The following is a 12940-nucleotide window of genomic DNA, read 5'->3' as shown; positions in this document are numbered from 1 at the left end:
CTCTTAACAATACTGATATTCCTATTCATCTCAAACTCAATTTGGGCATCATTTATATATGTTCCAATGAGTAACGATAATCAGAAAAATCATTTAAAAGCCTACGGAATTGTTTATTTCGGTTTAGAAGCTGGTTTAAAATCGAAATGGTTATTAAATTACAATGGAGGTGCATTTTTAATAGAAAACAACAAAATTGTAGAAAACGAATGTAAAATTCGTGGCGTTTCTTATCAAGTAATTTCCGATGCAAAAGCACAAATTATATTACAAGAAATTTCTGCTCCAAGTTCTAATCAAGATGCAGTAACTTTAGAAAAAGCGCCAAAAATTGCAGTGTATTCCCCAAAAGACAAAATGCCTTGGGATGATGCTGTAACTATGGTTTTAACGTATGCAGAAATTCCTTTTGATGTAATTTACGACAAAGACGTTTTAGAAGATAAATTATTAATTTACGAGTGGTTGCATTTGCATCACGAAGATTTTACTGGTCAATATGGACGATTTTACGGATCCTTTAGAACTGCACCTTGGTATATAGAAGGTAAACAAAGAGCAGAAAAATTAGCAAGCGAATTGGGATATTCTAAAGTTTCACAAGAAAAATTAGCAGTCGCTAAAAAGATTAGAGATTATGTTGTTGGAGGTGGCTTCATGTTTGCCATGTGCTCTGCAACCGATAGTTTCGATATTGCTTTGTCTGCAGAAGGCGTAGATATTGCAGAAGCAATGTTCGATGGAGATGCATCAGAACCAAATTATCAATCGAAAATCAATTTTAATAAAACCTTTGCTTTTAAAAATTTCGATTTGATTAGAAACCCAACAACCTACGAATTTTCTACAATAGATATGACTCGTAAACGTAAAATACCAAAAACTTCAGATTATTTTTCTTTGGTAGAATTCTCCGCAAAATGGGATCCAGTGCCAACCATGTTAACTCAAAATCATACAGTTTTAGTAAAAGGTTTTATGGGACAAACCACTTCTTTCGATAGAAATACAGTTAAAAGTAACGTCTTGGTTTTGGGAGAAAATAAAGTAAATAGAGAAGCGCGATATATCCATGGAACCAAAGGAAAAGGAATGTTCACTTTTTACGGAGGTCATGACCCAGAGGATTATACACACAGAGTTGGCGACCCAAAAACGGAGCTAGATTTACACCCAACTTCGCCAGGTTATCGTTTAATTTTAAATAATGTGTTGTTTCCGGCAGCGAAAAAGAAAAAGCAGAAAACATAATTGTTTTTTGGGCGTTCGAGCGGGCTTTCCAATACAATCTTTTGCCTTAAAAAAGGCAAAAGGATTTCCATTTCAATCCCTAACGCACTTACTCAATCTCAATAAAAAATAAACTGTTAATAAAACTTCAATAAATATTTTTTAAAATCCATACAAATTCAATCACTTTTGTATTTTTGTCAGCATAAAAATAAAATCACAAAATGTCAACAACACAACAATTACAAGATTTTACACAACAAGTTCGTAGAGATATATTAAGAATGGTACACAAAGTAAATTCTGGGCATCCAGGAGGTTCTTTAGGTTGTGCAGAGTTTATTACTTGTCTTTATCAAGAAGTAATGGATTATTCTACAGACTTTAAAATGGATGGTAAAAACGAAGATTTATTCTTTTTATCAAACGGACATATTTCTCCAGTTTTTTATAGTGTTTTAGCACATAGTGGTTTTTTTCCTGTAGAAGAATTAAACACTTTTAGATTGTTAGATTCTCGTTTACAAGGACACCCAACAACGCACGAAGGTTTACCAGGAGTAAGAATTGCATCTGGTTCTTTAGGACAAGGAATGTCTGTTGCTTTAGGTGCTGCAGAAGCTAAAAAGTTAAATGGAGATAATAAATTAATCTATACTTTACATGGAGATGGAGAATTGCAAGAAGGGCAAAACTGGGAAGCAATTATGTATGCATCTGCAAAAAAAGTAGACAATATTATTTGTACTATCGATTTAAATGAAAAACAAATCGATGGAGCTACAGACGATGTTTTACCAATGGGAAGTTTAAAAGCGAAGTTCGAAGCTTTTGATTGGTTGGTTTTAGATGTAGAAAAAGGAAATGATATTGATACTATTTTAGCAGCATTAGCAGAAGCAAAATCATTAACAGGAAAAGGAAAGCCAGTTTGTATTTTATTACATACAGAAATGGGGAATGGTGTAGATTTTATGATGCATACACATGCTTGGCATGGTAAAGCACCAAGTGACGAGCAGTTAGAAAATGCTTTAGCTCAAAATCCTGCAACTTTAGGAGATTACTAAAAATAGAATTATTAAGATTCAAATAAATAAAAATATTAAAAGAGCTTTTCAGTAAAATGAAAAGCTCTTTTTTTTGCTTTTATTTTGATTTCAACTGTAAGATTAGCTTTATATTTACAACTATTAAATTTTTAATCTTTCAATATTACATATGAAAATAGGGATTGTTTGTTACCCAACATTTGGTGGAAGTGGAGTAGTAGCTACAGAATTAGGAAAAGCTCTGGCGAATAAAGGACATGAGGTTCATTTTATTACTTATAATCAGCCAGTTCGTTTAGATTTTCTTTCTCATAAATTGCATTTTCATCAAGTTGTAATTGAAGAATATCCACTATTCGAATACCAACCTTACGAATTAGCTTTATCGAGTAAAATGGTAGAAGTTGTTAGAAAATACGAATTGGAAGTTTTACATGTACATTATGCAATTCCACATGCGTATGCTGCTTTTATGGCAAAACAAATGCTGAAAGAAAAAGGATTGGATGTTAGAGTTGTAACTACTTTACACGGAACAGATATTACTTTGGTAGGTAGTCATCCAACCTATAAAACAGCTGTAGAATTTAGCATTAATAATTCTGATGTTGTGACAGCAGTTTCAAATAATTTGAAGGAAACAACGAATAAACTATTCAATATCACTAAAAATATTGAAGTCGTTTATAATTTTATTGATACAGAAAAATACGACAATGCGCATCAAGAAGAATGTAAGAGAAATGCATTGGCAAAACCAAATGAGAGAATTTTAACTCACATTAGTAATTTTAGACCTGTAAAAAGGGTAGAAGATGTAATTAGAATTTTTGCTGAAGTAAAAAAAGAAATTCCGTCTAAATTATTAATGATTGGTGAAGGTCCAGAAAAAATAAAAGCTAAAAAGTTAGCCAAAGAATTAAAAATATCAGATGATGTTTTCTTTTTAGGAAATAGTACAGAAGTTGCAAAAATTTTATGCTATACAGATATTTTTCTTCTACCTTCTCAAACAGAGAGTTTTGGTTTAGCAGCTTTAGAAGCTATGGCTGCAGGAACAGCAGTTATTTCTACAAATACTGGTGGTTTACCAGAAGTAAATATTCAAGGTGAAACAGGTTATCTAAGTAATTTAGGCGATGTTAATGACATGGCCAAAAATGCAATTTCAATTTTAAAAGATGATGCAATTTTAGAAAAATTCAAGCAGAATGCTAAAAAGCATACAAAACAATTCTCTTTAGAAAATATTCTTCCTGTTTATGAAGATATTTATAAGTCTTGCTTTAAAAGTAAAGTATAAAATAATTAATATATTTTAAATACAAAAAAGCTCAAACTGTATAAGTTTGAGCTTTTTCTATTTTATAATAAGTAAATCTTATTTTCCAAAAAGTCCACCTAATAAACCACCAAGTCCACCAGATTTTTTGTCACTTCCACCTAAAACCATTCCAGCAACATCATCTACAATACTTCCATCTCCATCTGCATCTAATATTTTCTCTAAAAAGCTTTGTTCGTTTTTAGTGTCATTTCCACCTAGCATTCCTCCTAATAAACCTCCTAATCCTGAAGTATCACTAACGTTTTGCTCTTTCTTTTGTTTTCCCAAAACTCCCATTAAAATTGGCGCAGCAACTTTTAAAATGTTTGCAACAGAACCAGCATCTAAACCAGATTTCTGACTAATAACTTGTTCTACTCCTTGTTTTTTAGAACCTAAAATATGTCCTAAAATGTTTTCTCCATCTTGTTTTACACTATCATCAACTCCACCACCAAATAAACCTCCAAGGTTATCCAAAATACTACCATCATGTTTTCCAGATAATGCACCTAGCAAACCTTGCGCTCCTTCAGGAGTTGCAGCATTTCTTTCCATAGCTTTCATTAAAACTGGCAAAGCCATTGTTAAAACACTATTTGTTTTGTTTGAATCGTTTCCTGTAGAACCTGCTACACCAGAAACTATTTGTTTTCCTAAATCACTGTTTAATAAGTCTAAAATACCTGCCATTTTTATGTTTTTAATAATTAATATGAATGTTTTCTAAAAATATGACACAATATACAAATAAAGTCACTTCATTTTTTAAATAATTTTTTATCTTTCAGATTCTAAACAATCATAAACTTTTTAATGAAAAAATTAGCATTACACTGGAAAATTTTAATAGGAATGGTACTTGGTATCGTATTTGGTTTTATAATGAATACCGTAGACGGTGGTAAAGGCTTTGTTACAGATTGGATAAAACCTTTTGGAACCATTTTTATAAATTTATTAAAATTGATTGCAGTTCCGTTAATTTTAGCTTCATTAATTAAAGGGATATCAGATTTAAAAGATATTTCTAAAATTAAGAAAATGGGATTAAGAACAATTTCTATTTATATAGGAACAACTTTAATTGCCATTATAATTGGTTTAGGAATTGTTAATATAGTTAAGCCTGGAGTGGGAATGTCTCCTGACACTATAGAAAAAATTAAAGCCAAGTATGAAACAGATTTAGGAGTTACAGATAAGTTAGTAAAAGCGTCTGCTCAAAAAGATGCTGGCCCATTACAAGCTTTAGTTGATATTTTTCCTAGTAATATTTTTCAATCTTTTGTAGATGCAAGTATGTTGCAGATTATCTTTTTTGCAATGTTTGTAGGAATTTCTTTATTATTAATTCCAGAAAAAAAAGCCAAACCTTTAATGGATTTCTTTGATTCTTTAAATGAAATGGTCATGAAAATGGTAGATTTAATCATGCTTTTTGCGCCATATGCAGTTTTTGCTTTATTAGCAAACGTTATAATAGCCTTTGATGATACAGAAATTCTTTTAAAGTTATTAGTTTATGCAATGTGTGTAGTTGGAGGTTTAATTTTAATGATTGGTTTCTACCTAATTTTAGTAAGTGTTTACACTAAAAAATCGCCAATGTGGTTTTTAAAACAAATAAGTCCCGCACAATTATTAGCATTTTCTACAAGTTCGAGTGCAGCAACTTTACCAGTAACAATGGAAAGAGTAGAAGAGCATTTGGGTGTAGATAAAGAAGTTTCTGGTTTCGTTTTACCAGTTGGAGCAACCATAAATATGGATGGAACAAGTCTATATCAAGGAATTGCAGCCGTTTTTATCATGCAAGTAATTTGGCCAGAAGGTTTAACATTTTCTAATCAATTAGTTATTGTTTTAACAGCTTTATTAGCTTCTATAGGTTCTGCTGCTGTGCCAAGTGCAGGAATGGTAATGCTAGTAATCGTATTGGAGTCTATTGGTTTTCCAGAAGAATTATTACCAATTGGTTTGGCACTTATTTTTGCAGTAGATAGGCCTTTAGATATGTGTAGAACTACAGTAAATGTAACTGGAGATGCTACTGTATCTATGTTGGTTGCTAAATCTTTAGGTAAATTACACGATAATCCTAAAGCTAAAGATTGGGATGATAATTATGATAGAGTAAAATAATTGTTTGTCTGCGGTTACAATTGACATTAAATAATTTGTAACTACTTATTTTTAAATTTATAACAACTAAATATAAACTATGAATGTTTGTTTCTTAATGTATCCATGGGAAAACATAAAATCTCCAGAAAATGATACGTCTTTAACTTTAATTCACGAATGTGTAAAACGTGGGCATGGAGTTGCAATTTGTACACCTTCTAATTTAACAATTAGAAATAGTGTTACAAATGCTTTCTGTACCATTTTAAATAGAGTAGAAAAAATACCTAGTAACATAAAAACGTTTTACAATAAAACTACCACTAGAGAAGAGATGCTTCCTTTGGCTGGTTTCGATGTTATTTTTATGCGTGCAGAACCACCTTTAGATCCGTTAATGTTAAACTTTCTAGACTCTGTTAAAGATGATGTTTTCATTATCAATTCTGTGCAAGGAATGAGAGAAGCAAATAATAAATTATATACAGCTGTTTTCGAAGACCCAAATAATGAAATTATTCCTGTAACTCATGTATCAAAAAATAAAGATTATTTAATTAAAATGATTGAAGAATCTAATTCTGATAAGATGATTTTAAAACCTTTAAATGGTTTTGGTGGATCTGGAGTTATTTTAATTGAAAAATCAGCCATGGGAAATATTAATTCTTTGCTAGATTTTTATATTAATAAAGGAGATGGAGGTTCAGATTATGTAATTCTTCAAGAATATATAGAAGGAGCAGACCAAGGAGATGTTCGTGTTTTAATTTTAAATGGAATTCCAATAGGCGCAATGCGTAGAATACCTGGAGATAAAGACCACAGATCTAATGTTTCTGCTGGTGGAACTATAGCAAAGCACAAATTAACTACTGAAGAAAAAAAATTATGTGATAGAATTGGTCCAAAATTAGTAAAAGATGGACTCTATTTTGTTGGTATTGATGTAATTGGAGGAAAATTAGTAGAAGTAAATGTAATGTCTCCTGGAGGAATTACCTACATGAATAAAGTATATAAAACAAGAATTCAAGAGAAGGTAGTTAATTTTATGGAAAGTAAAGTTCTTGAGAAAGAAGCTGCATTTAGACGTAAATCTAGTTTAAAAAAGTTAGTAGACGAAGCTTAAAAATGAAAATACACAATCCTTTAGTTTCTGTAGATTGGCTAAATGATAATTTAGACAATAAGAACTTAATTGTTTTAGATTGTACTATTCCAAAAGTTACAGATAAATCATCAATTTATAATGATAAAAAACAAATTAAAGGGGCTGTTTTTTTTGATATAAAAAACACTTTTTCTGATAAAAAAGCACAATTTCCAAACACTATTTTATCTTCAGAAGAATTTCAAGAAAAAGCACAAGAATTAGGTGTTAACAATGATTCTATTATTGTTTGTTATGATGATTTAGGAATCTATTCTTCACCAAGAGTTTGGTGGAATTTTAAACTAATGGGATTTACAAATGTTTCAGTTTTAAACGGAGGCTTACCAGAATGGATTAAAAATAATTTACCAATAGAAACACCTAAAAAAAATCAATATAAAAAAGGTAATTTTAAAGTAAATTATCAATCTCAAAAAATCACTTTTACCAAAGATGTTTTACGAGCAATTAAAGATGATAAAATTTCAATTCTAGATGCACGCTCAAAAGGTCGTTTTTATGGTACAGAACCAGAACCAAGAAACGATGTAAAAAGTGGTCACATTCCTAATTCTTTAAGTTTACCTTTTGGAGACATTCAAGAAAAAGGGAAAATGAAATCTAAAGACGAATTAGAAAAAATTTTCAGTAAACATAAAGATAAAAAACAAATTATTTTCTCATGTGGATCAGGAATTACAGCATCAATTTTAGCATTTGGTGCAGAATTATCAGGCCTAAAAAACTATGCAGTTTATGATGGTTCTTGGACAGAATGGGGTAGTAGTAACAATTTACCAATAGAATTATAAGACATGAATTTAGATTGGACTAAAAAAGAATTTGAAGCTTATGTGCTCTTATATGCAGCACATTGCAATCATATAGAAGATATAGAAGAGCAAAGATTTATACGTTCTAAAGTAGATGAAAAAACATTTCATAGAATTCACACAGAAGTTGTGGTAGATTCTGATGAAATAAATTTAAATAAAATTCAGCAATATGTTTCTGATAATGATTTTTCTGAAAACGAAAAAGAACAATTATTAAGAGATGTTAAGAACGTTTTTTTTGCTGATGGTTCTGTAGATTTTTTAGAAAAAAAAGTTTATAAAATTTTAAAGAAAATAATTGGCTAGCTATGTTAAAGTTATCTGTTGAAGAAATCATTAAAAAGATTCAAAATGAAGAAACTTTTGAAGCAGTTTCTAGTGATTATTCTTTTACTATAAAAATTGAAGAATACGTGTATTATGCTTGTGGTGCAGTACATGATGGTTCTCAATTTAGAAAAGAATTATGGAATAATTGTTTGCATACTGCATACGAACGTTGGTTTGAAGAAGATCCAGAAACTAAAGAAATGGTTAAATCTCATCCAATAATAATTGCTGGGTTAGATTCTCGTTTCGAATACGATTTAAACAGAGCACCAGAAACCGCAATTTATGAAGATGCATGGGGAAAACAACTTTGGAAAAACCCTTTACCAAAAAATCAGAAAGAAAAAAGTTTACAAAAACATGCTAATTTCTACAGAGTTGTACATGCTTTAATTACTAAATTAGAACAAAAATTTGGAGTTTGTATTGTATATGACATGCATTCATATAATTGGAAAAGATGGACAAGAGAAGTACCAACTTGGAATTTAGGAACTAGTAATGTAGACAATAATCGTTTTGGAAATGAGATTGAATCTTGGCGAGTAATTTTAGAAAAAACACCTTTTCCTAATGGAATAAAATCGACATCAAAAATTAACGATACATTTCAAGGAAATGGTTATTTCTTAAAATACATTACTCAAAATTTTAAAAACACATTGGTTCTTGCTACAGAAATAGCAAAAATTTATTGTGATGAATTAACACAAATAATGTATCCAGAAGTTATTTCATCCGTAGAAAAATACTTAAAAACGGAATTAAAAAAACATGCAGAAACTTTTTATACAATTCATAATTCGTAAATTTGTAATACTTTTTTAGAAAATTAAATTATGATGCATGATGTTTTTGTAAAAAACAAAAATCTTTTTGAAATTGACAAACAGATAGATGAACTAGTTAAAGAAATAGAACTTTTAAACTATGTAAATCCAATTAATATTGAGTCTGAAAAAGAGAAGTTCTTTAATTCTAAATATTTAACAGATCCAAAATTTAAATATCCAAAGAGAGATTTCGATAAATTTAGCTTACACAAAGAGTTTTTTAAACTTTCTATTGGCAAAATAGAAGATGAAAACTTACAAGATTTCTACGAAGATATTATCTATTTTTATTCAGGTTTAATACAATGTATAGAAACCGTTGGTAAAGGTAAAAAGTTCTATTATAATAGTTTACGATCTTTTGGTACACCAACTGAAAATGATGTAGAAAATGCAAAATTTATTCTTCATTTCGATTCTGAAGATGAAAATGATGACATTTTTAAACCTAAATATACAGCAGATGAATCTTTTCATTTTTTTAAAGAATATTCTAAAAAGTATAATTTTACTTATGCTATAAAAAAATCATCTGCAATGGGTGCAATTGCAATGGTTTCTAATAGTATAAAAGCGTTAGTCTTAAATGAAAACCATGTTTTTTCAGATAATGAAATAAATGTGCTTACCAATCATGAAATTGGTGTGCACATGGTAACAACTATGAATGGTTTGTTACATCCTTTAAAAATATTTTCTCACGGATTTCCAAATAACGAAGAAACACAAGAAGGATTAGCCGTTTTTAGCGAATACATGTCTGGTAATTTAACTATAAAACGATTAAAAGAATTGGCTTACAGAGTATTAGCTGTAGATAGTTTGGCAAAAGGTTATACGTTTTCCAGAACGTTTAGATTGCTTCATAACGCTTATGATTTAGGAAGAGAAGAAGCTTTTCATATTTCTGTTCGTGCACACAGAGGTGGTGGTTTTACTAAAGATTATTTGTATTTGTCTGGCCTTAAAAAGATTTATAATTATTATAAAGAAAACAAAGATTTAAATCTATTATTAGCAGGAAAAGTATCTTTAGAGTTTGTAGATGATATAAAATATATGATTGATAATAAATACGCAGTAAATTCTAAACACATTACAGATTCTTACGCTATTAACAACAATTCTAATAAAACAGTCGATTTTATTCTAGAAAATTTGAAATAAATTACTTTTTAATTTCATTAATAGATTTCAATATAATATTACAACCTTCTGTAATTTCTTCATCAGAAATTGTTAAAGGAGGAGTAATTCTCATGGCTTTTCCTTCAAAAAGTAAAAAGAAGAGAATCAAGCCGTTTTCTAAGCATTTATGAATAATTTTGGCTGCCAATTCTGGAGTTTCAACTAATGCCGCTAACATTAAACCTTTACCTCTAATTTCTTTAATTGAAGGATGTTGTAAATGTTTTTTTATCAGTTCTTCTTTTCGTAAAGTTTCAGAAATTAAATTAGAACTAATTATTTGTTGCGCTGTTGCAAGACCTGCAGCAGCAACTACAGGGTTTCCTGCAAACGTAGAAATATGGCCAAGTTTGGGGTTGTCTTTTAATAAACTCATATTATCAAAAGAAGCAATGAAAGCACCAATTGGCATTCCACCACCTAAACCTTTACCAGTTATAATAATGTCGGGTTCTACGTTGTAGTTTTCAAAACCCCAAAAAGTACCAGTTCTTCCAATTCCTGTTTGTATTTCGTCTAAAATTAATAATGCACCAACTTCTTTACAACGTTTTTTAACTTTATATAAATAATCGTTTATTGGTTCTATAAATCCAGCTCCTCCTTGTATAGTTTCTAAAATAACAGCAGCAGTTTTATGAGTTATTTTCTCTAATTCTTCTTCATTATTAAATTTAATAAATTTTGTACCAGGAATTAAAGGCCTAAATGCTTGATTTTGTCTTTCTACCCCAGAAACACTCATTGCACCCATGGTATTTCCATGATAAGAATTTTTTGCAGCAATAATTTCTGTTCTTTCAGTAACTCTTTTTGCTAGTTTTAAAGCACCTTCTGTTGCTTCTGTACCAGAATTTGTAAGGTAAACAGAATTCAATTTTTTAGGAGAATTCTCTACCAATAATTTACACAATTCCAATTGGGGTTTTTGAATAAATTCTCCATAAACCATTACATGAGCATATAAATCTAATTGATTTTTAATGGCATCAATTACTTTAGGGTTAGAATGTCCTAAACTATTTGCAGAAACACCTGCAACAAAATCTAAATACTTGGTGTTAGAAGTGCTGTAAATATAACTTCCTTTTGCGTGAGAAATTTCAATAGCAAGAGGATAGGGAGAAGTTTGTGCTTGATATTTCAGAAAATCTGATTTCATCATTATTCTTTCTTTGTAGATAGTTCTGGTATACCTTTTCTTTTAGAACCTTTTTTATCGAAATTCTTTTTAGATTTAGATTTTTTTTCTAAAACTGCTGCATCTTTTTTTAATGTATCTTGTCTAGTAGGAGGTTCATCCTTTTGGTCATCTTTAATAAAAATATCTTCTTTACTTTTTGGTTGTTCATTTTCTCGCCAAATAAAACCTTTTAGCTTACGCACATCATCTGGTAATTTAGATGGAGGATAAGTAACTCCTTCAGATTTTTTTAAGTACTTAATAGTTTCAATTTGTCCTTTTTCTAAAGTAAATTCAATATTACTAGAAACCTCTTTAGTAATAGTTTCTAGAATATTAGTTTCTTCATTTCTATTGTAATAAACAGATTCTGCATTTCCTTTTACCAATAATAAATGAAGTTTATTTTCTTTAAACTTTCCAAACATATTTCTTCCTTTAATTTGGTTGAAATCATTTTCTGATAAAGAATCTTTAGAAACTATAAACGAGTTATTTAACACCTTTAAAGAGTCTAATTTTTCAGTTTGTACATTAGAAATTAAATGAATTGTATCTCCAGTAATTTGGTTTTTATCAGACCATAAAACAGGTTTTCTAAACATTCTTGTTAATCCTGTAGACTGATCTGTGTGAATAGAATCGCACTTTCCTTGCAAATCCGATTTAAAAATTTTTACATTATGATATGTTCTAACAATTCGTTTATCTGGTTTACCTGTTACCAATAAAGTGTCTCCATGTATAAAAGTAGAATCTTTATCTACAATAGAAATTGCAACAGCTCTTTTAATGATAAAAAGTGAATCTTTAAGTTCAAAAATTTCTGCATAATTCCCTTTAGTTACAAAATTTTTAACGGTATCAATTACTTTTATATTATTTGTTGCAGATGCAAAACCTTTATTTTTATCATAATACAAACTATCACCTTCAATAGTTCTTTCTTTTAGATATAATTTTGCGTTTTTAACAAAATGTGAAATATCTGTTTTGGTATTGTAAAAACCTCTTTCACAATAAATTCTATTCTTGTTTTTTGTGTTTGTTATCGTAGATGGGCCATATAAATACGTTAAACCAGAATTTGTGTAATAATCTAAATGATTCGATTCTAAATTGTGTTCAGGATTTACTACTGTTACTCTTGTAGTTGCGGTAAACTTTTTATTTTCTAAATAATAATTACCGTTTTTACTTTTTAATGTATTTGTTTGGTCTTTAATGGTGGCAAAACTTCTGTAATATAATTTCTGATTTAACCGATCGAAATGTAAAGTATCTGAAGTTAACGTCATTGTTGGGTCTTTTAAAACCACATTTCCCCAAGAAAGAGCTTGTTTAGAATTGGCATCATAATCTGTATAATCACTATTTTGAGTAATAGAATCTCCCTGTTTTATAAGTACTTTACCAATTGCTTTAAAAAAATTTTTATCTTTAAAATAGAAAGCTTTTTGGCAAGTTAATTTAATACCATCATGAGAAATTCTAACATCTCCCAATAATACTGTGGCTCCATCGTATTTATCTTCTTCTGCATATTGAATTTCTGCGTTTTCTATGATAATTTTCTTTGTTTGTGAAAAAGAAACAACATAGAAAGTTAGAAAAAATAAAAAAAGTATTCTTTTCAAGATATATATTTTGAAGCAAAAATAATGAAAAGAATATGGCT

Annotated in this window: 12 protein-coding genes; 9 read left to right on the top strand and 3 right to left on the bottom strand. The window is 29.5% G+C overall.

Going from position 1 to position 12940, the window contains the following annotated elements; genetic code table 11:
• Positions 1–66 precede the first annotated feature (66 nt).
• The 3 genes from H9W90_RS04900 (at position 67) to bshA (ending at position 3585) form a co-directional block, all read left to right on the top strand.
• On the top strand, positions 67–1251 hold the full coding sequence (locus H9W90_RS04900; RefSeq protein WP_187483343.1) for an asparagine synthetase B: 1185 nt from the start codon (positions 67–69) through the stop codon (positions 1249–1251).
• Between the two features lie 203 nt (positions 1252–1454).
• Positions 1455–2300 (top strand): transketolase, encoded by an 846-nt coding sequence (locus tag H9W90_RS04895; RefSeq protein ID WP_187483342.1) that lies wholly within the window; start codon positions 1455–1457, stop codon positions 2298–2300.
• Positions 2301–2451: 151 nt separating this feature from the next.
• A complete protein-coding gene (bshA, locus tag H9W90_RS04890) occupies positions 2452–3585 on the top strand; it encodes an N-acetyl-alpha-D-glucosaminyl L-malate synthase BshA (protein ID WP_187483341.1) in 1134 nt (377 codons plus the stop codon).
• 78 nt (positions 3586–3663) lie between these two features.
• On the opposite strand, the gene H9W90_RS04885 is transcribed toward bshA, so the two are convergent.
• Positions 3664–4302, bottom strand: a complete 639-nt coding sequence (locus H9W90_RS04885) for a DUF937 domain-containing protein (protein WP_187483340.1) — start codon at positions 4300–4302, stop codon at positions 3664–3666.
• A gap of 123 nt (positions 4303–4425) precedes the next feature.
• Here H9W90_RS04885 and H9W90_RS04880 point away from each other — a divergent pair, with 123 nt between their 5' ends.
• The 6 genes from H9W90_RS04880 to H9W90_RS04855 all read left to right on the top strand — a co-directional run bounded on the left by H9W90_RS04880 (position 4426) and on the right by H9W90_RS04855 (position 10058).
• A complete protein-coding gene (locus H9W90_RS04880) occupies positions 4426–5754 on the top strand; it encodes a dicarboxylate/amino acid:cation symporter (RefSeq protein ID WP_187483339.1) in 1329 nt (442 codons plus the stop codon).
• 79 nt (positions 5755–5833) lie between these two features.
• Positions 5834–6868, top strand: coding sequence for a glutathione synthase (gene gshB / locus H9W90_RS04875; RefSeq protein WP_187483338.1), 1035 nt, complete (start codon positions 5834–5836; stop codon positions 6866–6868).
• 2 nt (positions 6869–6870) lie between these two features.
• The gene (locus H9W90_RS04870) at positions 6871–7704 is read left to right on the top strand and encodes a sulfurtransferase (RefSeq protein ID WP_187483337.1); all 834 of its coding nucleotides are present in this window, start codon (positions 6871–6873) and stop codon (positions 7702–7704) included.
• Positions 7705–7707: 3 nt separating this feature from the next.
• Complete coding sequence (locus tag H9W90_RS04865; protein ID WP_187483336.1) at positions 7708–8034, top strand: hypothetical protein; 327 nt, start codon at positions 7708–7710, stop codon at positions 8032–8034.
• Positions 8035–8036: 2 nt separating this feature from the next.
• Positions 8037–8867 (top strand): N-formylglutamate amidohydrolase, encoded by an 831-nt coding sequence (locus H9W90_RS04860; RefSeq protein WP_187483335.1) that lies wholly within the window; start codon positions 8037–8039, stop codon positions 8865–8867.
• A 30-nt stretch (positions 8868–8897) separates the two neighbouring features.
• Positions 8898–10058 carry a peptidase MATCAP family protein gene (locus tag H9W90_RS04855; RefSeq protein WP_187483334.1) on the top strand — a complete coding sequence of 387 codons (1161 nt, stop codon included), beginning with the start codon at positions 8898–8900 and terminating at the stop codon, positions 10056–10058.
• A gap of 1 nt (position 10059) precedes the next feature.
• On the opposite strand, the gene H9W90_RS04850 is transcribed toward H9W90_RS04855, so the two are convergent.
• Together H9W90_RS04850 and H9W90_RS04845 are read right to left on the bottom strand one after the other, a co-directional pair.
• Positions 10060–11241, bottom strand: coding sequence for an aspartate aminotransferase family protein (locus H9W90_RS04850; protein WP_187483929.1), 1182 nt, complete (start codon positions 11239–11241; stop codon positions 10060–10062).
• 2 nt (positions 11242–11243) lie between these two features.
• The gene (locus H9W90_RS04845; RefSeq protein ID WP_254712527.1) at positions 11244–12899 is read right to left on the bottom strand and encodes an OstA-like protein; all 1656 of its coding nucleotides are present in this window, start codon (positions 12897–12899) and stop codon (positions 11244–11246) included.
• Between the last annotated feature and the right edge of the window lie 41 nt (positions 12900–12940).

Source organism: Polaribacter pectinis (genome assembly GCF_014352875.1).
GTDB classification, from domain to species: Bacteria; Bacteroidota; Bacteroidia; order Flavobacteriales; family Flavobacteriaceae; genus Polaribacter; species Polaribacter pectinis.
This window is presented reverse-complemented; position numbering and strand designations above follow the sequence as displayed.